21 protein-coding genes are annotated in these 22,079 nt (G+C 65.6%); 11 read left to right on the top strand and 10 right to left on the bottom strand.

Translation table 11 applies throughout. From position 1 onward, the window contains the following. Positions 1-59: 59 nt before the first annotated feature. The 8 genes from obgE (at position 60) to lptG (ending at position 9,508) form a co-directional block, all read left to right on the top strand. Entirely contained in the window at positions 60-1,106 is a 1,047-nt protein-coding gene (gene obgE / locus ASG20_RS17525) for a GTPase ObgE (RefSeq protein WP_056055836.1), read from the top strand. A gap of 118 nt (positions 1,107-1,224) precedes the next feature. Beyond that, on the top strand, positions 1,225-2,322 hold the full coding sequence (gene proB / locus ASG20_RS17520; RefSeq protein ID WP_056055835.1) for a glutamate 5-kinase: 1,098 nt from the start codon (positions 1,225-1,227) through the stop codon (positions 2,320-2,322). A 91-nt stretch (positions 2,323-2,413) separates the two neighbouring features. Then, positions 2,414-3,313: an NAD-dependent epimerase/dehydratase family protein gene (locus ASG20_RS17515; protein WP_056055833.1), complete on the top strand. Its 900-nt coding sequence runs from the start codon at positions 2,414-2,416 to the stop codon at positions 3,311-3,313. Between the two features lie 58 nt (positions 3,314-3,371). Then, complete coding sequence (locus ASG20_RS17510) at positions 3,372-3,614, top strand: acyl carrier protein (protein ID WP_056055832.1); 243 nt, start codon at positions 3,372-3,374, stop codon at positions 3,612-3,614. Between the two features lie 150 nt (positions 3,615-3,764). Continuing rightward, positions 3,765-5,027 carry a serine palmitoyltransferase gene (gene spt, locus ASG20_RS17505; RefSeq protein WP_056055830.1) on the top strand — a complete coding sequence of 421 codons (1,263 nt, stop codon included), beginning with the start codon at positions 3,765-3,767 and terminating at the stop codon, positions 5,025-5,027. Between the two features lie 169 nt (positions 5,028-5,196). Next, positions 5,197-7,110, top strand: coding sequence for an ATP-binding protein (locus tag ASG20_RS17500; protein ID WP_156364410.1), 1,914 nt, complete (start codon positions 5,197-5,199; stop codon positions 7,108-7,110). Between the two features lie 110 nt (positions 7,111-7,220). Beyond that, entirely contained in the window at positions 7,221-8,414 is a 1,194-nt protein-coding gene (gene lptF / locus ASG20_RS17495) for an LPS export ABC transporter permease LptF (RefSeq protein WP_183128819.1), read from the top strand. Further along, the gene (gene lptG / locus ASG20_RS17490; protein ID WP_056055827.1) at positions 8,411-9,508 is read left to right on the top strand and encodes an LPS export ABC transporter permease LptG; all 1,098 of its coding nucleotides are present in this window, start codon (positions 8,411-8,413) and stop codon (positions 9,506-9,508) included. Before lptF ends, lptG begins: the two co-directional genes overlap by 4 nt. Before the next feature lie 61 nt (positions 9,509-9,569). On the opposite strand, the gene ASG20_RS17485 is transcribed toward lptG, so the two are convergent. Further along, complete coding sequence (locus ASG20_RS17485) at positions 9,570-10,667, bottom strand: fatty acid desaturase family protein (protein WP_056055820.1); 1,098 nt, start codon at positions 10,665-10,667, stop codon at positions 9,570-9,572. A 223-nt stretch (positions 10,668-10,890) separates the two neighbouring features. On the opposite strand from ASG20_RS17485, the gene ASG20_RS17480 reads away from it, so the two are divergent. Continuing rightward, entirely contained in the window at positions 10,891-12,042 is a 1,152-nt protein-coding gene (locus tag ASG20_RS17480) for a hypothetical protein (protein ID WP_056055818.1), read from the top strand. A gap of 269 nt (positions 12,043-12,311) precedes the next feature. Here ASG20_RS17480 and ASG20_RS17475 read toward each other — a convergent pair whose 3' ends face one another. The 7 genes from ASG20_RS17475 to ASG20_RS17445 form a co-directional block, all read right to left on the bottom strand. Beyond that, a complete protein-coding gene (locus tag ASG20_RS17475; RefSeq protein ID WP_056055816.1) occupies positions 12,312-12,638 on the bottom strand; it encodes a hypothetical protein in 327 nt (108 codons plus the stop codon). 81 nt (positions 12,639-12,719) lie between these two features. Further along, complete coding sequence (locus tag ASG20_RS17470; protein WP_056055814.1) at positions 12,720-13,514, bottom strand: transporter; 795 nt, start codon at positions 13,512-13,514, stop codon at positions 12,720-12,722. Between the two features lie 68 nt (positions 13,515-13,582). Next, positions 13,583-14,353, bottom strand: coding sequence for an exodeoxyribonuclease III (xth, locus tag ASG20_RS17465; protein ID WP_056055813.1), 771 nt, complete (start codon positions 14,351-14,353; stop codon positions 13,583-13,585). 7 nt (positions 14,354-14,360) lie between these two features. After that, positions 14,361-14,699, bottom strand: coding sequence for an iron-sulfur cluster insertion protein ErpA (erpA, locus tag ASG20_RS17460; RefSeq protein WP_056055811.1), 339 nt, complete (start codon positions 14,697-14,699; stop codon positions 14,361-14,363). A 218-nt stretch (positions 14,700-14,917) separates the two neighbouring features. Further along, positions 14,918-16,117 (bottom strand): M23 family metallopeptidase, encoded by a 1,200-nt coding sequence (locus ASG20_RS17455; RefSeq protein ID WP_056055809.1) that lies wholly within the window; start codon positions 16,115-16,117, stop codon positions 14,918-14,920. A gap of 238 nt (positions 16,118-16,355) precedes the next feature. Further along, the gene (locus ASG20_RS17450) at positions 16,356-16,811 is read right to left on the bottom strand and encodes a peroxiredoxin (RefSeq protein ID WP_056055806.1); all 456 of its coding nucleotides are present in this window, start codon (positions 16,809-16,811) and stop codon (positions 16,356-16,358) included. After that, on the bottom strand, positions 16,801-19,515 hold the full coding sequence (locus tag ASG20_RS17445; RefSeq protein WP_156364408.1) for a bifunctional [glutamine synthetase] adenylyltransferase/[glutamine synthetase]-adenylyl-L-tyrosine phosphorylase: 2,715 nt from the start codon (positions 19,513-19,515) through the stop codon (positions 16,801-16,803). The genes ASG20_RS17450 and ASG20_RS17445 overlap by 11 nt, the downstream gene beginning before the upstream one ends. A gap of 6 nt (positions 19,516-19,521) precedes the next feature. Between ASG20_RS17445 and ASG20_RS19555 the strand changes: the two genes are divergently transcribed. Further along, positions 19,522-19,773, top strand: a complete 252-nt coding sequence (locus tag ASG20_RS19555; protein ID WP_231420754.1) for a hypothetical protein — start codon at positions 19,522-19,524, stop codon at positions 19,771-19,773. Between the two features lie 23 nt (positions 19,774-19,796). On the opposite strand, the gene ASG20_RS17440 is transcribed toward ASG20_RS19555, so the two are convergent. Then, positions 19,797-20,450 carry a sigma-70 family RNA polymerase sigma factor gene (locus ASG20_RS17440; RefSeq protein WP_056055804.1) on the bottom strand — a complete coding sequence of 218 codons (654 nt, stop codon included), beginning with the start codon at positions 20,448-20,450 and terminating at the stop codon, positions 19,797-19,799. Between the two features lie 348 nt (positions 20,451-20,798). After that, positions 20,799-21,602, bottom strand: a complete 804-nt coding sequence (locus ASG20_RS17435; RefSeq protein ID WP_056055802.1) for a response regulator — start codon at positions 21,600-21,602, stop codon at positions 20,799-20,801. Positions 21,603-21,830: 228 nt separating this feature from the next. On the opposite strand from ASG20_RS17435, the gene ASG20_RS17430 reads away from it, so the two are divergent. Further along, positions 21,831-22,040, top strand: a complete 210-nt coding sequence (locus ASG20_RS17430) for a NepR family anti-sigma factor (protein WP_056055800.1) — start codon at positions 21,831-21,833, stop codon at positions 22,038-22,040. The last annotated feature ends 39 nt before the right edge of the window (positions 22,041-22,079 follow it).

Raw genomic sequence — 22,079 nt, 5'->3', positions numbered from 1 at the left:
GAATCGCGAGCCGAATCGCAGAGGGTGGAGATTTTCGCCAATTTCGCTATGGGGCGGCGATGCATTTTCTAGACCAAGCCAAGATCTACGTACGTTCGGGTGAGGGCGGCCCCGGTGCCGTCAGCTTCCGCCGCGAGAAATATATCGAATATGGCGGCCCCGATGGCGGCAATGGCGGCAAGGGCGGCGACATCGTGTTCGAATGCATCGCCGGCCTGAACACGTTGATCGACTTCCGTTACACGCAGCATTTTCGCGCGCCGCGCGGCTCGGGCGGGTCGGGTTCGAACCGCACCGGCGCGGGCGGCAAGGACCTCGTCATCCGCGTTCCGCTCGGCACGCAGGTGCTGTCGGAGGACAAGGAAGAGGTGCTGATCGACTTTACCGAGGTCGGCCAGCGCGAAGTGCTGTTCCGTGGCGGCGATGGCGGGCGCGGCAATGCGAGCTACAAGACGTCGACCAACCGCACCCCGCGCCAGCACGGCACCGGCTGGCCGTTCGGCGAGGCGTGGGTCTGGCTGCGGCTGAAGCTGCTTGCCGATGCGGGCCTCGTCGGCCTGCCGAATGCGGGCAAGTCGACCTTCATCAACCAGGTGACGAACGCGCAGGCCAAGGTCGGCGAGTACGCCTTCACGACCACCCGCCCGCAGCTGGGCGTGGTGCGCCACAAGCAGCGCGAGTTCGTGGTCGCGGATATTCCGGGACTGATCCAGGGTGCGGCCGAAGGTGCGGGGATCGGCGACCGGTTCCTCGGGCATATTGAGCGGTGCCGGGTGCTGCTGCATCTGGTCGATGCGAACGACCGTGACGTGGCCGAATCGTACCGGATCGTGCGCGACGAGCTGGAGAATTACGGCGAGGGGCTCACCGACAAGAAGGTGATCGTCGCGCTGAACAAGATCGACATGCTCGATCCTGAGCTGATCGCGGCGTTGTCGGCGGAACTGGCGGAAGCCAGCGGTGCCGAAGTGATGGCGATTTCGGGGGCTAGTGGCGCTGGTATCGAGGCGGTGCTGGACCAGCTGATAGAGGCGATCGGGCCGGCTCCGGGCGCGGCGAAGGAACTGGAAGAAGGCGAAGTGCCGGTCGCATGGTCGCCGCTCTGACGTCTTGCTTGGCCCTCTCCCCTGCGGGGAGAGGGTTGGGTGAGGGGCTGTTCCGGGCGTTGCATTGCTTGGCCGCCCCTCTCCCCGACCCTCTCCCCGACGGGGAGAGGGAGCAGTGATGTTTCCACCTTCGTCTTGCGCGCGGCTGATCGTGAAGATCGGGTCGGCGTTGCTGGTCGATCCGGACGGGAGCGTTCGGCGGGAGTGGCTGACCGGTCTCGTTGCCGACATTGCTGCGCGGACTGGTGAAGGCCAGCAGGTTGCGATCGTGTCGTCTGGCGCGATCGCGCTCGGTGCGCGGCGGCTCGGCTTGTCGAAGGGCGGCCGAGCAAGTCTTGAAGACGCGCAGGCTGCGGCGGCCACGGGCCAGATAGCGCTCAGCCAGGTCTGGGCCGAACTGCTCGCCGCGCAGGGGCTGAACGCGGCGCAGATGCTGGTCACGCTGGACGATCTCGAAGACCGGCGGCGGTATCTCAACGCCGCGGCCACGCTCAACCGGCTGTTGTCGCTGAAGGTCGTGCCCGTCATCAACGAGAACGACAGCGTCGCGACCGAGGAAATCCGGTTCGGCGATAACGACCGCCTCGCCGCGCGGGTCGCGCAGGCCGCCGGCGCGCAGGGCGTGATCCTGCTGTCCGACGTCGATGGGCTCTACACCGCCAATCCGCATACCGATCCGTCCGCTACCCATATCGCCAGTGTGCCGCGGATCGATGCGGTTGCGGGGATGGCGGACGACGGTTCGGGCTCGGGGATGGGTTCGGGCGGGATGGCCTCGAAGATCGCCGCGGCGCGGATCGCCACGGGTGCGGGTATTCCGCTGGCGATCGCTTCGGGGCGGATCGAGCATCCGCTGTCCACCCCTGCCCGCCATACGATCTTTACGGCCGAGCGGACGTCGTCTGCGCGGAAGGCTTGGTTAGCGGGGGGACTGACCGCGAAGGGTGCGATCCATGTCGATGCTGGGGCTGCGGCTGCGCTTGGACGAGGGCGGAGTTTGCTGGCGACTGGTGCGACCCGGATCGACGGGGGTTTCGCGCGGGGTGATCTGGTGACGATCGAAGGGCCTGCCGGGACTGTCGCGCGGGGGCTTGCGGAATATGATGCGGCGGATACCGCGCGCCTGCTCGGCCGGCATAGCGACGATCATGCGGCGATCCTTGGCTATGCGCCTCGATCTGCGCTGGTGCACCGCAATCACCTGGCGCTCGTATGATCGGCCAAGCCTTGTTCACCCGCGAAGGCGGGTGCCCAGACTGGGCACCCGCCTTCGCGGGTGAACAATCTTCTGTCTGGGGAATGGGCTCATGATTCTCGCGATCACTGGCGGCACCGGGTTCGTCGGTAGCCACCTGATCGACCACGCGCTCGAGACCGGGCACACCGTCCGTGCGCTCGCGCGGAAGCCGCAGGCCAAGCGCATCGGCGTGACCTGGATCGAAGGCGCGCTGGATCGGCCGAAGAGCCTCGCGACCTTGGTCGAGGGCGCCGACGTGGTCATCCACGTCGCCGGCGTCGTCAACGCGCCCGACCGCGCAGGCTTTGGCAAGGGCAACGTGGCCGGCACCGAAGGCATCCTCCAGGCGACGCGGGCTGCCGGCATCCGCCGCTTCGTCCACGTCTCCTCGCTCGCCGCTCGCGAGCCGACGCTGTCGAATTATGGCTGGTCGAAGGCCGAGGCGGAGACGCGTGTGCAGACGTCGGGGCTGGACTGGACGATCGTCCGCCCGCCCGCAATCTTCGGCCCGCGCGACCACGAACTGCTCGACGTCTTCAAGGCGGCACGGTCGGGTTATGTGCCAATGCCCCCGGCCGGCACGCGCGTCTCGCTGCTGTACGTCGAGGACCTGACCGCGCTGCTCCTCGCGCTCGCCGAGAGTGCCGACGCGCCGTCGGTCATGGAGCCCGACGACGGGGTGCCGAACGGCTGGGACAACCGCGATTTCGCACGCGCGATCGGCGTGGCCGTGGGCAAGCCGGTCAAGGTCTTCTCGACACCGCGCGCGCTCCTGAAACTGGCGTCCGCCGCCGACCGGCTCGTTCGCCGTCGCAAGGCGAAGCTCACGCGCGACCGGGTCAGTTATTTCTGCCACCCCGACTGGGTCTCTCACAAGCCGCCACCGGCCGCGCTGTGGACGCCGTCCGTCCCGACACCGCAGGCGCTCGCGCAAACCGCGGCGTGGTATCGCGCCGCCGGGCTGCTATAGCGCCGAAAAGCCGCCGCAATTCCCTGTCAGGGATCGCTGCGACACCGAAGGGATTATCATGAGCGACCGCCAGCAGATCTACGACACCGTCACCGCGCAGATCGAGCCGTTCAACAAGAAGGGCGTCGCGCTCGCCGATGCGACGACGTTCCAGGGCGACCTGGAGTGGGATAGCCTGACCGTCATGGATTTCGTCGCCGCGATCGAGGACGAATTCGACATCATCATCACGATGAACATGCAGGCCGAGATCGAGACGGTCGGCCAGCTGGTCGACGCGGTCGCGAAGTTGAAGGCCTGACCCCCCTTGCCGTTCGTGCCGAGTAGGGATCGAGCGTAGCCGAGAGCCCGTATCGAGGTACATGTCCTTCGATACGCCATCTCGACAAGCTCGACGGCTACTCGGGACGAACGGTTGGGATACACATTCCAACCTCATGGAATCCTTAGAATGACTGAAGCCGCCACCACTGCCCACGCCCTCCCCGTCGACGCTCCGGAGGTCGCCCCCGAACGCGACCTGATGTCGAAATTCGACGCGCTGATCGCCGAACGTGAGGCGCTGATTGCCAGTGGCGTGCGCAATCCGTTCGCGATCGTGATGGACGAGGTGAAGGGGCCGACCCAGGCTGTGATCCGCGGCAAGGACACGATCCTGCTCGGCACCTACAACTACATGGGCATGACGTTCGACCCCGACGTGATCCAGGCGGGCAAGGACGCGCTCGACGCGTTCGGCTCGGGCACCAACGGCAGCCGGATGCTCAACGGCACGTTCCACGATCATATCGACGTCGAGCAGGCGTTGCGCGAGTTCTACGACATGACCGGCGCGATCGTGTTCTCGACCGGGTACATGGCCAATCTCGGGATCATCTCGACGCTCGCCGGCAAGGGCGAATACGTCATCCTCGACGCCGACAGCCACGCGTCGATCTACGACGGCTGCAAGCAGGGCAATGCCGAGATCGTCCGCTTCCGCCACAACGACGTCACCGATCTCGACAAGCGGCTTGGTCGCCTGCCGAAGGAAGCCGGCAAGCTGGTGGTGCTCGAAGGCGTCTATTCGATGCTCGGCGACATCGCCCCGCTGAAGGAGATGGTCGCGGTCGCCAAGAAGCATGGTTGCATGGTGCTGGTCGACGAGGCGCATTCGATGGGCTTTTTCGGCCCCAACGGGCGCGGCGTGTACGAGGAGATGGGGCTGACCGACGAGGTCGATTTCGTCGTCGGGACGTTCTCGAAGTCGGTCGGCACCGTCGGCGGGTTCGTCGTGTCGAACCACCCGAAGTTCGAGATGGTGCGGTTTGCCTGCCGTCCGTACATCTTCACCGCGTCGCTACCGCCGTCGGTGGTCGCCACAGCCGCGACCTCGATCCGCAAGCTGATGACCGCACACGACAAGCGCGCGCAGCTCTGGAAGAACGCGCGTCGGCTGCACGGTGGGTTGAAGGCGATGGGGTTCAAGCTCGGCACCGAGACGTCCGACTCGGCGATCATCGCGGTGATCCTGACCGACCAGGAACAGGCGATCGCGATCTGGCAGTCGCTGCTCGAGGGCGGGCTGTACGTGAACATGGCGCGCCCGCCCGCGACACCCGCGGGGACGTTCCTGCTGCGGTGCTCGCTGTGCGCGGAGCATACCGACGAGCAGATCACGACGATCCTCGGGATGTTCGAGGCCGCTGGCCGTGCCGTCGGGGTGATCGGCTAAGCCTCTTTCCTCCCCCTGAAGGAGAGGATTGAAACACCGGTGAAATGTTGGGGCCGCACCGGTCCTCCGAGTCATTGCGCGTTGGCAACGACGCGTTAGGATGCCGCTCGTGAACCATGACGAGGTCGAGACTGCGGCCCAGGGGGGCGGGGAAAGGTGGCGCGTAGCCATGCTCGTCGCGATGGGTCTGCTCGGCACCGCGGTGCTCGTCGCGCTCATCGTGACTCTCGGCAACGCCAACCGCCAGCGCGATCGCGCGCTGGAACTGCAGGCGCACAGTTATGACGTAATGATCCTCGCCCGCACGCTGTCGGGCACGATCGCGCAGTCCGAAGCGTCGCTCGGGCGCTACGTCATCAGCGGCGACAAGCAGCTCGGTCAGCTCTATTTCGACGAATGGCTGCTGGCCGGCACGCAGATCGACCGGCTCGACCGGATCACCAACGACAATCCCGAGCAGCAGTCGCGCGTCGACCGGCTCCGCGCTGCCTATGATTCGCGCGGTCAGGAGCTGTCGATGACCGCGCTCAACACGAGCTACGGCAAAAACGGCCAGGCGCTCGCGCGCTATTATCAATCACGAAAATCTCCGACGCTCGCCGAGATCAACACCACGCTCGACACGCTGATCGCAGGCGAGCGCGGGCTGCTCGACGACCGCACCGCCGCCGCGATGGGATCGGTCGAGCGCTCCAGCTGGGTCGCAGGCGTGCTCGCCGTGTTTGGCGTGCTGATCGTGCTGGGCGCGATCATGCTCGGCTGGCTGACGATCCGCGCCGTCGGCGAACGCGCGACCGCGCTGGCGGACGCCGAACTGGAGCGCGAGCGTGCCGACGAGCTGACCGCCGCCGTCGCCGTGGCGACCGCCGAGCTGCGCATGCAGGAGGCCAAGCTTCGTCAGGTCCAGAAGATGGAGGCGGTCGGGCAGCTTACCGGCGGTATCGCGCACGACTTCAACAACATGCTGGCCGTCGTCCTCGGCGGGCTCGAACTCGCGCGCCGCAACCTGGCTAGCGATCCGGCCACCACGCGGCGGCATATCGACAGCGCCACCGAGGGTGCCAACCGGGCCGCCGCACTCACCCGCCGGCTTCTGGCGTTCAGCCGGGAAGACGCGCTGAAACCCGAGACGATCGATGCCGCCGCATTGGTCGCCGAAATGTCCGACCTGCTCGACCGCACGTTGGGCGATGCGATCACGCTGGTGACGCGGAGCGATGCGACCGACTGCTGCATTCGCGGCGACCGAGTCCAGCTGGAGAACGCGGTCCTCAACCTGGCGGTCAACGCGCGCGACGCGATGAACGGCCGCGGCACGCTGACCATCGTCACGGGGGGCGCCATGCTGGAAGCGCAGCAGATCGGCGAATGCGCGGCCGGCGAGCACGTCACGATCACGGTCGCCGACGACGGCTGCGGCATGACGCCTGACGTCGCCGATCGCGTGTTCGAGCCGTTCTTCACCACCAAGGCGGTCGGCAAGGGTACCGGGCTGGGCCTCAGTCAGATTTTCGCGCTGGTCCAGCAGCTGCACGGGGCGGTTGCGATCGCATCCGAGCCCGGCGAGGGTACCGCGGTGACGCTGTACCTGCCGCGAACCGCCGATGTCGTGGCCTTGCCGGGCTCACCGGCTGAGATCCTGCCCGCCGGTCCAGTTGCAGCCGCCGCTACAGCCGCGCCGACGCCGCCCACCCAGCGCGAAATTCTGGTCGTCGAGGACGATCCTCGCGTTCTCGCGGCAACGATCGATGCACTGGAGGAACTCGGTTACCACGCGATCCCGTGCGACGATCCGCTGGCCGCGCCGGCTTTGCTCGCAGCGAACGGGGCGATCGACCTGATCATCTCCGACGTGCTGATGCCGCGCCAGACCGGCCCCGAGATGATCGCGGCGCTGAGCCCGCTCTACCCGCATATCGCGGTCCTGTTCGTGACCGGGTTCGCGGGCGAGGTGAACGTCGCGCAGTTCGGCGGCCACGATGTGTTGCGCAAACCCTTTACGCTGACTGGGCTGGAACGCGCCGTCGCGACCGCGATGGCATCCGATCGACCGAGCGCAAGCGACTTGATCGCCGCCGAATAATGCCCCGTAGCGCGCCGTCGGCACGGTGCGATTGAGGATGACGCCTAGCGTGCGCCCGCCTATACCCCGCCTGACCATCGCCAGCCCAGCAGCCCGAGCCCCAATTCCGCATGAAATCCATCGACCGCTACATGGCCCGGCTGATCGCAGTGCCGCTTTTGTCGACGCTGCTGATCGCCGTCATGCTGTTCGTGCTCGATCGCATGTTAGGACTGTTCAATTTCGTCGCGACACAGGGCGGCCCGATCAGCGTCGTCTGGCGGATGCTCGCGAACCTGCTGCCGGAATATCTCGGGCTGGGGATTCCGATCGGGCTGATGCTCGGCATCCTGCTCGCGTTCCGCCGGTTGGCGACCTCGTCGGAACTCGACGTCCTGCGCGGCGTCGGCATGAGCTACAATCGGCTGCTCCGAGTACCGTACATGTATACCATGGCGCTGGCGCTGCTGAACCTGGCGATCGTCGGCTATGTCCAGCCGATCGCCCGCTACTATTACGAAGGCCTGCGGTTCGAACTGCGGACAGGCGCGCTGGGCGCGTCGATCAAGGTCGGCGAGTTCACCCAATTGGGCGACCGCATGACGCTGCGGATTGAGGAGAGCAAGGACAAGGGCCGCGAGTTGTCGGGCATTTTCGTCCATGCTCAGAGCCAGAATGGCGACTGGCTGGGGGTTACCGCGGAGCGCGGCAAGTTTCTTGCGACCGACGATCCCAACGTCATCATCTTCCGACTGGCGAACGGCACGCTGATCCACAATCGGCCCGAGTTCAAGACGCCCCGGGTGCTGACCTTCAGCAGCCATGACCTGCCGATCAACCTGCCGAAGTTCGAGAGCTTCCGCGTACGGGGGGGGCGCAATCTGGAATATACGCTGCCCGAACTCGCGCGGCAGGGCCAACGCGGCGCCACGCTCGAACAACGCGAAGGCAGCCGTTCGGAATTCCATTTCCGGTTGGCGGAGGTCGCCTCGATGTTCCTGCTGCCACTGCTCGCGCTGGCGCTGGGCGTGCCGCCGAAGCGATCGACATCGGCGCTCGGCGTCTTCCTCTCGATCGTGATGATCGTCACCTATCACAAGGTGAACCAGTACGCGGCCGATGTCGGCGAGCTCGGGCGGATCGACCCGATCGTCGCGCTGTGGGTGCCGTTCACGATCTTCGCAGGGCTCGTCCTGTGGATGTATTACACGATCGCCTATGTCCCCGGCGGTCAGCCGATCGGCGCGCTCGAACGCGTCTTCTCCAAGTCCTTCAAGGCCATCGCCAAGCGTATGCCCGGACGCCGCAAGGCCAGCGTCGCATGAAACTCGTCAGCTTCTTCCCGTCGCGTACGGTCGCGATCTACATGGGGCGGATGTTCCTGCTCCGGACGTTCGCCGTCCTCGCTGCGCTGGTGCTCGTGTTGCAGGCGCTCGACCTGCTGAGCGAGTCCGGCGATATCCTCGCCTTCCCCGGAAACGGCGATGCGCAGATCTGGCACTATGTGTCGCTGCGCATCCCGCAGATCATCGCGCGGTTCCTGCCGTTCTCGGTGCTGCTCGGGACGATCCTGACGCTGATCACGATGAACCAGAACAGCGAGATCGTCGCGCTGAAGGGTTCCGGCCTGTCCGCGCACCAGGTGCTCGCACCGCTGCTCGTCGCCAGCCTGGGCGTGGCGGTGATCAGCTTCGTATTCAGTGACCACGTCGTCGCGCGCGCGACCGCGACGCTCAACCAGTGGCAGAAGGTCAATTACGGCAAGCTGCCGATCGATCGCGGCGACCGGGCGAACGTCTGGGTGCGCGACGGCGACGACCTGATCGAAGTGGCGCAAATCCGCGGACGCGGGACTGCGACGCGGCTTGGCGGGATTACGCTGTACGATCGCACCGGGGGAAATCTGGTCGCGATCTTGCGGGCGGATCATGGCCGGCGCGTCGCCAATGGCTGGCTGGTAGGGCCGGCGACGCGGTTCGAGGTGGCGCACGGCACCGTGACCAACCTCGGTTCGGTCGTGGTCGCCAAGGACGTGCGTCCCGATCAGTTCACGCTGGCCTCGGTCGATGCGGACGGGCTGTCGTTCGGCGCATTGAAGTCCGCGATCGGCGATCTGTCCGATGCCGGACGGCCGACCAAGGGCCTCGAAGGATCGCTCTGGCACAAGCTTTCGGGGCCGTTGTCCGCCGTCCTGATGCCGCTGCTCGGCGCGGTCGCGGCATTCGGGATCGCCCGGTCGGGCAAGCTGTTCGTCCGCGCGGTGATCGGCATGGGCCTCGGCTTCGCGTTCTTCGTCGCCGACAACTTCGCGCTCGCGATGGGCAATCTCGGCGTCTACCCGCCGTTCCTTGCCGCCTGGGCGCCGTTCCTGCTGTTCTTCCTGATCGGCGAAGCGGTCCTCATCCGCTCCGAAGAATAAAAAAGAGACCGCGGCATGACGCCGCGGTCCCTCTCCTTCTCGGTTATCCGACGATAGAGCGTCAGCGGCGGGTCATCGTGCTAAGCGCGATCTTGCTCACCAGACCGGGGAGCCCCGGATAGCTCGCCTTGTGATAGGGCGACATCGCATCGAGCTCCGCCGAAATCCGCCGATGCGCCTCGCCCAGCGCGTGATACGGCAAGCCCGGGAGCAGATGGTGCAGCGCATGGTAGCGCAGCCCCACCGGCGCCCACAGAGCCGGCAGCAACGCAGGCGGCGGCACGTTGACCGTGTCGAGATACTGCGCGGTGACCGTCATCACTTCACCGTCGTTCTCCCACAGATGCGCGACCAGCGTCCGGACCTGATTGATCACCGCCGCCGCCGATGCCACGCCGAGGAAGGTCAGGAACGCGCGCAGCGGCAGCACGCCGCTAACGGTGAGCCCGATCAAGGTCAGCGCCCAGACGCTCGCGCCGACCTCGAGCCGGTTCCAATACGCCTTCGCGTCCCCCTCGGGGCTGCGACGGCGAAACTGCGGGTTGATCGCGAGTGCCGAGTACCGCTCCACCACCATCGTCCGCAGCTTGGGCGACAGCAGCGAAAGCGGCGACAGCACCGCATAGCGGAACAGCAGCGCGATCGGGGCCAGCGCCGACACGACGATGAACAGCGGCAGCGTCCACGGTTTCATCAGCGCGAGCGGCAGATATTCAGGATCCTCGACCGTCCCGTACCGCGTCTTGGCGTGGTGAAGGTTGTGGACGCCTTCGTACATAAACGACGGGGTCAGCAGCGGCACGCCGACCAGGATGTTCCAGCCGAGCCGGAAGTTCGGCACCGCGGCGTGCTTCATGTGGCTGACTTCGTGGATGAAGCTCAAACCACGGTACAAGCCGAGCATCGCCACGATCCCGGCGACGATCGCCACCGCGGTCGATCCAGACGTCGCCGCCACCACCAGCGCACCATAGCCGATGACGACCGAGCCGATCAGATCGGCCCAATAGACCGCAGGTCGCGGCTTCACGAGGTCGCGGGTGAGATCGGCGGCAGCGCGCAGCATCGCCTTGTCGTCGGCGATCCGTACGGTGCTGACCGCCGCAACCGGCGAGGCTTGAGCGGCCGTGCCACGAGGCAGGCTGAGCGAAGTGTCCATGGGCGTATCCATTGTTCGAACATAGTGGCCGCAGCGTGGCATTTACAGTCATCGGGAATGCACCAGTTCCGCGGGAAAGGCGATCACCGTGACCGCATTCGGCGATGGCCGATCCCTGACCCGTTCGAACCGTTTCTCGGACGCGCCCCGGACGTCGTGCGAGTCGCTCGCCTTTGTCGACGCGGCTGGTTAGACACGCGCGACAGGCACACAGGAACGACACATGGCCAAGCTTACCATTCGACCGGTCGAGACCAAGAAGGATCGCAAGATCTTCATCGATCTGCCGTTCCGCCTCTATGCCGACGATCCCAACTGGGTGCCGCCGCTGAAGTCCGAGGCGCTCGGACTGATCACGCCCGAGAAGAACGGCTGGTTCAGCCATGCCAAGGCGCAGTTGTTCCTGGCCGAGGAGGACGGTCGCGTGGTCGGCCGCATCTCGGCGCATATCGACACGCTCGCGCTGACGATGCCGCCCGAGCAGGGTTTCGGGCCCGGTGTCGGCCAATGGGGCCTGATGGAAGCCGAACGGCAGGACGTCTTCCAGGCGCTGCTTGATCGTGCCGAGCAATGGCTCCGCGACCAGGGCATGACGCGCGCGGTCGGACCGATCAGCATGTCAATCTGGGAGGAGCCGGGCCTGTTGATCGACGGATACGATCACGCGCCGACGATCATGATGGGGCATGCCAAGCCCGAATATCGCGGCTGGATCGAATGGGCGCAGTATCGCCCGATCAAGCAGTTGCTGACCTATGAAGTCGATATCACGAAGCAGTTCCCGCCTATCGTCCAGCGCATCATCAAGTCGGGCGAGAAGAATCCCCGGATCGTCATCCGCAAGGTCGACAAGACGAAGTTCGCGGAAGAGGCGGCGATCATCCTGGCGATCCTCAACGACGCGTGGAAGGACAATTGGGGCTTCGTCCCGCTCACACCACCCGAGGTCAAGGACGTCGGCGTCAAGCTGAAGCCGATCGTCTACAACGACCTGATCCGGATCGCCGAAGTCGACGGCAAGCCCGCCGCGTTCATGATCACGCTCCCCGACCTGAACGAGGCGATCAAGCCGCTCAACGGCAGCCTGCTCCCGTTCGGCTGGGCGAAACTGCTGCTGTGGTTGCGCAAACCGAAGGCGAAAACGGTACGTGTGCCGCTGATGGGCGTGGTCAAGGAACTCCAGGCGTCGCGGCTTGCCAGCCAGCTCGCCTTCATGATGATCGAATATATCCGCCGAGCCTCGGTCGAGCATTACGGTGCGGTGCGCGGCGAGATCGGCTGGATCCTCGACGACAACCAGGGGATGCGCTCGATTGCCGAAACGATCGAGAGCCGCGTCAACAAGGTGTACCAGGTGTACGAGAAGACGCTCTAGGCGCGCTGGATTGATTTGGGATGGCTCCCGTCTGTGGAGGGCTGGGCCAGCTGTCTCCCCGCCCTAGGAGTAAGGGGCTGGCAATCTCTCCCCTCCCTGGAAGGGAGGGGCTTGGGGGTGGGTTGGTCCGCTTGCGCCGCCGACGTCTGATAATACGGAAGCCGACCCACCCCCGCCCCCTCCCTTTTAGGGAGGGGAGCAGAATTGAAGACGGCTCGAAGTCCATCCGCCGCGGTCGCGCGGGCGAATTGCGCAAGCGGATCCCGCATCTAATCGCGCTTGCCCTTGCCGAACGGGATCTGCAGCGTGACCGCCGCGCCCTGCCCGCTCGCACCCGGCAGTTCGGTTCGGATCGCATGAACATTCCCCTGGCCACCACCGGGTAGCCGGAACGAGAACGGATCACCGCGCGCCGGCTGGGTCGGTGCGGGTAGTGGAGCAATCCGCTGATCGGTCGGACGCGCGCAGACGACGATCTCCTCGCCCGGCTGGATGACGGGGCAAGGCGTCGCGACGCGCGGCGTTGGTTTGCGTAACTCGCGCGGCAGCGGTGGCCCGGCCACCGACTGGAGCAGGAAGGTCAGGCTCGCGAGCATCGAAACCGAAGGAACGGCCTAACGCGGATCAAGTCAAGCGTGACCGGGCAACCCCTACAGCCACGCGAAACCGAGGCCGGCTCAGAACAACACCGCCCCGCCGGTTACGACCCGTACATCCGGCGTATCGTGGTTCAACCCGGCCACCGCAAGCATGTGAAGCTGCAGATTCTTGCGCGGCTGCCATGCGACCGATCCGGCGGTCGCCGTCTCCGTATGGTGCCCGGTCGGGTCGTCGTCCCGCAGCACGAACAGTTCGGCGGTCGCGGTTACCGTCTCCGTCAGCGAATAACCGACACCGAGGATGCCGCTATACGCTAGATGCCGCCCATCGCCGTCGTCGTCGACCGCCGCATCGCCCTCGCCGGTGAAGGACAGCTGGACCTTTTCGCTCACCTCGTATGTGACCGGCAGGACGATACCCGCCCCCCAGTCGCCCGCGCCGACGGGATCGCGACCGACCGGCAGCGTCACGAACGGCTCCGCGCCGAACGACAGACCCTTGCCGTCGGGATTCCGGAAATTCTGCCGTAGCCCGAGACGGACGTCGCCGATCCCGGTCGTGGTGTCGATCATGCCGGTCGCCTTGTCGCGCGTCCTTACGCGACCGACCGGCGCCCACGACAGCTGAAGCTCGGTAGCCTTGGCAACGCCGAACCGGGCCTCGAAATCGCCCGCCAGAATCGTGTCCTCGCGCTCGTCCGAAGTATCGTCGCGCTGCCAGTCGAGCGCGGACAGTTCGAACTGGACATGCCCCGGAGCGGTGATGCAGGCCGATGACCCAAGACTCGGCCGGTTCGGGCAGAATGTTGGATCATCCTGTGCCGATGCAGGCGCCGCCCCGAATATCGCTGCCGCCGTCCAGCAGACGGCCATTATCCCAAACTTCCCCAACGCCAACGCTCCCCTGTTCGGAGCGTCATGCGCGTGGGCGATCGGGATTGCTAGCGCAACCGAACCCAGGTTGGTGCATGATCACTGGCCTTTTCCCGACCGCGATACGCCTTGTCGACGCCTGCATCGATCATTCGGTCCGCCGCCTGCGGACTCAGCAGCAGGTGATCGATCCTGAACCCGGCGTCGCGTTGCCACGCCCCCGCCTGATAGTCCCAGAACGTCCAGACGCCGCCCTTGGGGAATTGCGTGCGCAGCGCATCGGTCCAGCCTTGTGCAACGAGCGCGCGGTAATGCTCGCGGCTTTCGGGCTGCATCAGCGCGTCGTCCTGCATCGCACGCACTGAGAAAGTGTCGTCGTCGTTGGCGATCACGTTGTAGTCGCCCGCGAGAACGGCTGGCTTCTCTTCGTCCAGCAGGACGCGCCCGCGTGCGGCGAGGCGATCCATCCAGCGGAGTTTGTAATCGAACTTGGGACCGGGTTGCGGGTTGCCGTTCGGCAGATAGAGCGCGGCGATGATCAGCCCGTCGATATCGGCTTCGATGTAGCGGCTTTGCTCGTCCTCGGGTTCACCTTCAAGTCCCCGCTGGCGCACGACGGGCGTGCCGCTCTTCGCGAGGATCGCGACGCCGTTCCACGCCTTCTGCCCGTGCCAGACCGCGCCGTACCCGACCGCCTCGATGTCCGCGATCGGGAAGGTGTCGTCACTCGACTTCAATTCCTGGAGGCAGACGATGTCGGGCTGTTCTTCGACGAGATACTCGATCAGCCGCGGCAACCGCGCCTTGATGCCGTTGACGTTGTACGTGACGATTTTCATGGCAGTGTCAGACCGAGAAGCTGGAGCCGCAGCCGCAACCCGACGCGGCATTGGGGTTCTCGACCTTGAACGCAGCGCCTGCGAGCGATTCGACGTAATCGACCGCGCACCCGCGAACGAGATCGATGCTGACGCTGTCGACGACGAGGCGAACGCCGTCATGCTCGGCGATCACGTCGTCGGATTCGACCGAATCGGCGAATCCGAACTTGTACTGGAACCCCGAACAGCCGCCGCCATCGACCGACAGACGCAGGATCGCGGGCTTCCCCTGCTTGACGGCGATCGCCGCGACGCGCGCCGCTGCGGAGGGGGTAAGGATGATGTCGGGTGCCAGCGTTGCCATGACTGAGAGATAGGCGGTCGCGCTACCCGCGGCAACCTCGGGGCGTAGGGCACCTTATCGTAACGCTGGCGAACGCTGGCATCTCATGCGGTGAGTCCGTCCACGCGGATCGAGGTCCCGGGCTTCTCCGGGATGACGGGGGTGTGGATCAAACTGCCGTAGCGTCTCGATGCACTCCTTCCCCCCTCCCTTTCAGGGAGGGGCGCAAAGAAGTCGGATCAGTCCTGTGCGGCGGGGCCGGTGGTCGACACCGGGATGGCATTCACCGAGCGGTCCTGCGCCGCGAGCAGGTAATCGGCGGTCGTCAGGAACGGTACCGGGTTCACTGCGTGACCATCGATCCGGACTTCGTAGTGCAGATGCGAGCCGGTCGAACGCCCGGTCGAGCCCATCAGCGCGATGAGTTGGCCGCGAGTCACGCGCGCGTTGTCCGCGACGAGGATCTTCGAGAGGTGGCCGTAGCGCGTCGCGATGCCCTTGCCGTGGTTGATCTCGACCATGTTGCCGTAGCCGCCCTGGCGACCCGCGTGCGCGATGATGCCGTCGGCGGTCGCGTAGATCGGCGTGCCGATCGGGCCGGGGATGTCGACGCCGGCATGCATCGCCGCGGTACCGCGGAACGGATCGGAGCGGATGCCGAAATTGCTGGTGAACGACAGCGCATGCACCGGCTGGACCGACGGGATCGCGATCGCGCCCTGCTGCAACGTGTCGAGCTTCTTCCATGTCTGGAACAGCGTCCGGAACTGCGCATCGGCACGAAGATCGGCCGAGGCTTCCTCGCTGTTGGCGGCGATCATCGGGCCACCCATGGCCGTTGCCGCCCTGGCTCCACGCGACCGCTTGGCGATCCGTTCGGGACGCAGCCCGAGCTTGCGCACGGTCGCGGTCGTCTCGGCATAGCGCTGGTCGAGCAGGTCCTGCGCGACGCTGGCCAGCTTGACCTGGCGTCCCTCGAGCTTGACCAGCGGCTTGACGATTTCGGCGGCGAGCTTGTCGGCAGCAGGATCGATCGACGGCGTCGCGAGCGACAGCGCCTTGGCATCGCCGCTACCGGTCAGCGCGGCGGTGATCAGCGCCTGACGCTGTTCGATACGCTTGGCGTGCGCCTCGGCGGTTTCGCGGATCGTCGCGACGCGCTGGCGCATCTGCCCGATCTGATGCTGCATCTGGGCGAGCTTGATATCGGCGGTAGCCGGAACGACCACGCCGGTTGCCGCAGCCGCGTCATGGGCCGCCTGCGCCGCGCCATAGCCGGAAAAGCCGAGCGTGACCGCACCGATGGCGGCAATCGCAGCCTGGCGCTTGCCGCCGAAGCGGATGCGCCGCAGCGTCGTACCATTGTGAAAGAGAACATCGCGCGGTGCGAACAGCGCCTTGAGGCGCGTTCCGAGAGCGGCAGCGGAAATTTCGACCATTGGTCCCCGACAAAATAATACAGGGCCGTTCGCCCCCAAGCGGACGGCTCCGAAACGCGGTCCTGATTCGCAGCCCCTCCGCGCGTCAGACAGTTGGGTTTAGGCCGGATACAATGGATTTCAGCAATAGCACGCGGCCCACCGCGCGGCGGAGTGCCGCGTCGGTACGGCGAGTCGATGGAACAGTGACGTCACGACCGGAAAAACGCGCGGATCTTCGCGGGTTATCGCGGTCTTTTTAGAGAGCGCGGGCGGCAGCCAAGACGGCCTCCGCATGACCCGGCACGCGAACCTTGTGCCACGCCTTGGCCAGCGTGCCGTCGGCGCCGAACAGGAAGGTCGCGCGCTCGATCCCCATGTACTTTTTGCCGTACATCGCCTTCTCGACCCACACGCCGAACGCCTCGCAGGCGACGCCGTCGACATCGCTGGCGAGACGCACGGTAAGCGCGTGTTTCGCGGTGAACTTCGCGTGCGACGCGGGCGTATCCTTGGAGATGCCAACGACACTGACGCCAGCAGCCGCGAACGCATCCGCGAGCGCGGAGAAGTCCTTCGCCTCGGTGGTGCAGCCCGTGGTGTCGTCCTTCGGATAGAAATAGACCACGAGCGGCGCGCCGAGGCTGGCCAGCGACACCTCGGTGTCGTCGATCGTCACCGTCACGTCGGGGATTGGCGAACCGTCATCCATCATGGTCTCCCGTGAGCTGCATCCAGAATTCGCGGACCTCCTGCCGCGTCGAGTCGAGCTTGGCAATCGCCGCGGGCCAGTCCGCCACGCCGATCGCGCGCGCGATCAGCGCTTCGGTCGCGGCCCCCGGCGCGGTGGCATCGGGCGCGACCAGCCGCAGCGTCACCAAGAGCCGGGTCAGGACATCGTGCGCCGCGCGCATCGTCGCGGGCATCAGTTTCGCCTCGATCAGCCGGTCGATCGCTACGCCGAGGTTGGGGTCGAACCCGGTACGGTGGACGAGTTGGACGACGTGCACCGCGAATTCGAGATCGACCAGTCCGCCCGGCAACAGCTTGGCGTCGAGCGGGCCCTTGGCGGGTTTGTGCGTCGCCATCTCGGTGCGCATCGACCGCGCATCGGTCATTACGTCGCGCTGCGGCCGGTCACCGGCGAGGACATCACGCACGATCGTCGCCACTGCCTTTCGCGCGGTTGCCGATCCGAACACCGGCCGGGCGCGGGTCAGCGCCATATGCTCCCAGGTCCACGCGTCCTCGCGCTGGTAGCGGGCAAAGCTGTCGAGCGTGACGACCAGCGGCCCCTGCCCGCCCGACGGCCGCAACCGCGTGTCGATCTGGTAAAGTGGCCCCGCCGCCGTAGCGACGGACAGCGCCCCGGTCACCCGTTGCGCCAGCCGGTTGTAGTAGAGCGTTGCACCCAATGGCTTCGCACCATCCGACTCGGCCGAAAAGTCACCGGTGAACAGATAGATCAGGTCGAGATCGGAGGCGTGGGTGAGCATCGCCCCGCCCATCCGACCGAGCGCCAGGATGACCAGTTCGCTGTCGGGGACGCGGCCATGAACCTTGGCGAATTCGTCGATCGTCGCCTGCGTGAGCACGCCGATCGCCGCCTCCGCGACCCGCGCATAGCCCGCCGCGACCGCGAGCGGATCGGACGTTCCCGCGATGATCTGCGCACCGAGCGCGAACCGCATTTCGCCGACCACACGGCGGACATGATCGAGTCGCGCCTGATAGTCCGCGCCCGCATCGCCGGCGCGCATCATCGCCTCCAGCGCCGCGACGTCGCCGACCGCCTCGAACGCGGTCGCATCGATCAGTCCGTCGAGCAGACCGGGGCGTCTCCCGAGATCGTCCGCCAGCGTCGGCGCATGGCTGAGGATCGCCGCGAGCAAGGTCGCGAGCCCCGGCCGCGCCTCGAGCAGGCGGAAGATGTTGATCGCGCTCGGCAACCGTTCGAGCAGCGCATCGAGCCTCAGCAGCGCGGACTGCGGCTCGGGCGCGGTCGCCAGCGCGGGGACCAGCGTCGGCAGCACCGCCTCCAGCGCCTCGCGCGCCGCGGGACTACGCAGCGCGGGGTAAGCGCCGCCACGCCACGCCTCGATCCGGCGTCGTGCGGCTTCCGGGTCGGCGTATCCCGCGAGCGTCAGATCCGCATCGAGCGTGACAGGATCGTGCGAGAATGCGGGCCGCACGGTATCGTCGAGCGCGTCGTAAATCCGCCCGGTTTCGGTCACGCGCGGTCGGAGCAGCGCCAGCAGCGCCTCGGCATCCCGCACGCCGTGGAGCTTGGCCACCCGGTCGAGCGCGTCGCCGGTCGGCAGCGTGTGCGTCTGGCGGTCGTCGATCATCTGCACGCGGTGCTCGATCGTGCGGAGCAGCGTATAGCCGTCGATCAACGCGGTCGCTTCGTCACCCGCGATCCAGCCTGCATCGGCAAGACGTGCCAAGGCGTCGCGCGTCGCGGGTGCCCGCAGCGCCGGATCGCGTCCGCCGTGGATCAGCTGGTGGATCTGCGCGAAAAACTCGGCTTCGCGGATTCCGCCGCGCCCACGCTTGAGGTCATAGCCCGGACCGAACGCCTGCCCCTGCGAATGATGATCGCGGATCCGTCGCGACATGCCGCGGATTTCGCGAATCGCCCCGAAATCGCGCGCGCGGCGCCAGATGAACGGGCGGATCGTCTCCAGGAACTTCAAGCCGAGCGCGATATCCCCCGCCGCGGCGCGCGCGCGGATAAACGCGGCCCGCTCCCAAGGCAGCGCCTGCGCCTCGTAATAGCCGATCGCCGCCTCCACCGGCAGGACGATCGGCGTGATCTCGGGCGAAGGCCGCAACCGCAGATCGACGCGCAGGACATACCCGTCGCCATCGCGCGCCTGCAGCAGTTCGACGACGCGTTTGCCGATCCGCACCGCGGCCTCGTCGGGTTCCTCACGCGGACGACACGGCAGCGTGGCGGGATCGAACAGCAGGATCGGATCGATATCCGACGAGTAATTGAGTTCGCCGCTCCCCTGCTTGCCCAGCGCGATCGCGGTGAAGCCGCGGACCTCGGCGCCGGGGGTGCGCTCCTCGATCGCGGCGCGGATCGCGGTATCGAGCGCATGGTCCGCGAACCTGGTGAGCGCGCCGGTCACCGCGGTCAGATCGAGGACGCCTGACAGATCGCCGACCGCGACCGTCAAGGCCATCGCGCGACGTTCGAGCCGCAATCGCTTGGCGGTCGGCATATCGGGTTCGGCGCTCGACAGCGACAAATCGAGCCGCCCTTCACCAAGCGCTGTCGCCAACACCGGCTCGCGGTCCAGCACCATCGACAGGAACGGCGACCAGTGTCGAGCACGGATCGTCGCGTCGACGATACGATCGGCGGGAGCGGGACGCTCAGCGCGCGTAGGATCGGAGAATGTTTCGGCCATGTCGGAATGATACAGACCGCGGCGACAGCCTGTAACTACAAAGCAACAAAAAGCACCTTTGGCCGTTATCAGGCCATGTCTTATGCATTTCTCACGATCAAGCGCGAAGAGGATGGTCGACAGACCGTGTACCGTCCGCGGGTCACCGACGTGATCGGTTATGCGTTGCGCGGCGCATTCGACGAACCGAACGCGACGCCGTCAGACTTTACAGAGTTGCTTCATAGACTGGACGCCGTTCCCAGTCGCCTGCACTGACGATACCAGTCGAGTAGCCGCGATCACCGACCGCGGCTGAGTTCCTCGACGTCACCCATGATCGAATCCAGCGCGGTCTTGGTCGTATCGGTCTCGTGATCGCGACGTGACGGCAGCGATCCGTCGTTGAGGATCGTCTCCAACGCTACGCGACCGCGCGCGACACGGCTCTTGATGGTTCCGACCGCGACGCCGCAGATTTCGGCGGCTTCCTCATAGGCGAACCCGCCTGCGCCAACCAGGATCAGCGCCTCGCGCTGAGGCTGCGGCAGGTGCATCAGCGCCCGCTGCATATCGCCGAGTTCGACATGGCGGTCCTGGCTAGCAGGTGCTGCCAGGATGCGATCCGCGACCAGATCGTCCCACTCGCCCTTGAAGCGCGCGCGGCGCATTTGCGACAGATACAGGTTACGCAGGATGATGAACGTCCACGCGCGCATGTTGGTGCCGGCCTGGAACCGCAGACGCGCCGCCCACGCCTTCAGCAGCGTTTCCTGGACCAAATCGTCGGCCAGATCGCGGCTACCCGACAGCGACCGACCGAACGCGCGCAGATGCGGGATCACCTGCGCCAGCTGAACCTTGAACTCGGCATCCGACAACGAGACATGCTCGACCGGCACGACGACTTCGTCGATATCGTCGTCGACATCGGTGCGTGGAGCAGGCTGGGTCATGGTAATCCGATCAATCCCGATGGAGCGATGCCGTCGACACGTGACAAGCATAAGGATGCGCTGTGGTCATTACCAACAACGCGCACCCAACAAAAGTTAACGAAGGACGAGAAAACCGAAAATCACGATTACCAACACCAAGGAGATCGCCAGAATATACCGCGTCATATGAGGCGTTGCCCCAGCGCGCGCGTCGTCGGTTTTGACGTGGATACGATCGTTCGGGTCAGCCATGATATGTTTAACCCCCGGGAACAGTTTTGGGTCCGCAGCCGTAACGAACACGAACCCATACTGAATTATAAATACGCCCTAATCAAGGCGTTGACTGCCCCTGACCCAACCGATTTAGTTTGCCGGGACGGTCGCCTGATCGAAGAACAGCGCCTGGCTGATCGCCGCCTTAACGGTCGAGCGCTGGAACGGCTTGGTGATCAGGAAGGTCGGCTCGGGCCGCTCGCCGGTCAGCAGGCGCTCGGGGAACGCGGTGATGAAGATCACCGGGACCTCGAACTCGGCCAGGATGTCCTTGACCGCGTCGATACCCGAACTGTCGTCGGCAAGCTGGATGTCGGCGAGCACGAGGCCCGGCCGCATTTCCATAGCCAATGCGACGGCTTCGTCGCGGGTAACCGCGACACCGGTCACGTCATGGCCGAGATCACGTACGATCGTCTCGATATCCATCGCGATGATCGGCTCGTCCTCGATGATCAGGACCTTCGCGCGGGTCTGGTTCTCGATCTCGGACAGCGCATCGGCGACGAGATCGTCGACCTCGCTCGGCTCGACTTCGATCAGATACGCGGCATCCTCGGGCGTGAAACCCTCCATCGCGGTCAGCAACAAGGCCTGCCGCGACAACGGGGTCATGCGGGCCAGACGCGCACGCGCGACGGCTTCATGCCCCTTCGCCTCGTCGACACCCTCGTCGGCGACCTCGTCGAAGTTCGCCGAATTCCAGATCGCCTGGAACATCCGGTACAGGCCGAGGCGGGGATCGACATCGCGAGGAAACTCCTCGGGGGCTGCGACGATGGCCTCGAGCGTGGCGCGAACATACTTGTCGCCATGCATCTGGCTACCGGTCAGTGCCCGGCCATAGCGCCGCAAAAAGGGAAGGTGCGGTGCGAGTTGCTGTCCAAGCGACATGGGTAACGAATACTCCCTGATCCTATGCGGCCCCTCATGTGTCGGGCGGCTCGCAGCATTACAATGGCGTTGGTCGAAAATGGCCCGGATCCGTCGCCCGATCGTCTTAAAATATGACAACGTTGTACGGAGCCGGGGAAATTTCGCTCGGACACGGAACTATCGAGATGCTATTTGGTTTCACGAACAGCTTTTTGTGAGTAGGCGACCTGTGTCAGGGATAGTGCCATGCTCGCAACCACACCATCGGTATGCGTCGTGCAGGGGGAAGTTTTGAGTTTGGGCCACGACACGGAGAAGACTTCGTCTGCCAAGATCCCGAAGGCTATCCCCAACAAGGATCAGCAAATGGGGTCGGCCTTGCGCTCGGTCTACCAGAAAACTGTCGACGAGACGATTCCGGACGATCTGCTCGATCTTCTCGGCAAGCTAGACTGACGGCGGGCCGGATGGCCTCGCCGATCGATTTGTCCGACG

The organism is Sphingomonas sp. Leaf198 (genome assembly GCF_001424005.1).
In the GTDB taxonomy this organism is placed as follows: domain Bacteria; phylum Pseudomonadota; class Alphaproteobacteria; order Sphingomonadales; family Sphingomonadaceae; genus Sphingomonas.
The sequence above is the reverse complement of the archived record's forward strand: the minus strand, read 5'-3'. Positions and strand labels throughout refer to the sequence as shown.

What these genes read in the sequence shown, in the direction of transcription:
- obgE (WP_056055836.1), top strand. Translation starts at nt 60, where the DNA reads ATGCATTTTCTAGACCAAGCCAAGATCTACGTACGTTCGGGTGAGGGC.
- proB (WP_056055835.1), top strand. Translation starts at nt 1,225, where the DNA reads ATGTTTCCACCTTCGTCTTGCGCGCGGCTGATCGTGAAGATCGGGTCG.
- ASG20_RS17515 (WP_056055833.1), top strand. Translation starts at nt 2,414, where the DNA reads ATGATTCTCGCGATCACTGGCGGCACCGGGTTCGTCGGTAGCCACCTG.
- ASG20_RS17510 (WP_056055832.1), top strand. Translation starts at nt 3,372, where the DNA reads ATGAGCGACCGCCAGCAGATCTACGACACCGTCACCGCGCAGATCGAG.
- spt (WP_056055830.1), top strand. Translation starts at nt 3,765, where the DNA reads ATGACTGAAGCCGCCACCACTGCCCACGCCCTCCCCGTCGACGCTCCG.
- ASG20_RS17500 (WP_156364410.1), top strand. Translation starts at nt 5,197, where the DNA reads ATGCTCGTCGCGATGGGTCTGCTCGGCACCGCGGTGCTCGTCGCGCTC.
- lptF (WP_183128819.1), top strand. Translation starts at nt 7,221, where the DNA reads ATGAAATCCATCGACCGCTACATGGCCCGGCTGATCGCAGTGCCGCTT.
- lptG (WP_056055827.1), top strand. Translation starts at nt 8,411, where the DNA reads ATGAAACTCGTCAGCTTCTTCCCGTCGCGTACGGTCGCGATCTACATG.
- ASG20_RS17485 (WP_056055820.1), bottom strand. Translation starts at nt 10,667, where the DNA reads ATGGACACTTCGCTCAGCCTGCCTCGTGGCACGGCCGCTCAAGCCTCG.
- ASG20_RS17480 (WP_056055818.1), top strand. Translation starts at nt 10,891, where the DNA reads ATGGCCAAGCTTACCATTCGACCGGTCGAGACCAAGAAGGATCGCAAG.
- ASG20_RS17475 (WP_056055816.1), bottom strand. Translation starts at nt 12,638, where the DNA reads ATGCTCGCGAGCCTGACCTTCCTGCTCCAGTCGGTGGCCGGGCCACCG.
- ASG20_RS17470 (WP_056055814.1), bottom strand. Translation starts at nt 13,514, where the DNA reads ATGGCCGTCTGCTGGACGGCGGCAGCGATATTCGGGGCGGCGCCTGCA.
- xth (WP_056055813.1), bottom strand. Translation starts at nt 14,353, where the DNA reads ATGAAAATCGTCACGTACAACGTCAACGGCATCAAGGCGCGGTTGCCG.
- erpA (WP_056055811.1), bottom strand. Translation starts at nt 14,699, where the DNA reads ATGGCAACGCTGGCACCCGACATCATCCTTACCCCCTCCGCAGCGGCG.
- ASG20_RS17455 (WP_056055809.1), bottom strand. Translation starts at nt 16,117, where the DNA reads ATGGTCGAAATTTCCGCTGCCGCTCTCGGAACGCGCCTCAAGGCGCTG.
- ASG20_RS17450 (WP_056055806.1), bottom strand. Translation starts at nt 16,811, where the DNA reads ATGATGGATGACGGTTCGCCAATCCCCGACGTGACGGTGACGATCGAC.
- ASG20_RS17445 (WP_156364408.1), bottom strand. Translation starts at nt 19,515, where the DNA reads ATGGCCGAAACATTCTCCGATCCTACGCGCGCTGAGCGTCCCGCTCCC.
- ASG20_RS19555 (WP_231420754.1), top strand. Translation starts at nt 19,522, where the DNA reads ATGATACAGACCGCGGCGACAGCCTGTAACTACAAAGCAACAAAAAGC.
- ASG20_RS17440 (WP_056055804.1), bottom strand. Translation starts at nt 20,450, where the DNA reads ATGACCCAGCCTGCTCCACGCACCGATGTCGACGACGATATCGACGAA.
- ASG20_RS17435 (WP_056055802.1), bottom strand. Translation starts at nt 21,602, where the DNA reads ATGTCGCTTGGACAGCAACTCGCACCGCACCTTCCCTTTTTGCGGCGC.
- ASG20_RS17430 (WP_056055800.1), top strand. Translation starts at nt 21,831, where the DNA reads ATGCTCGCAACCACACCATCGGTATGCGTCGTGCAGGGGGAAGTTTTG.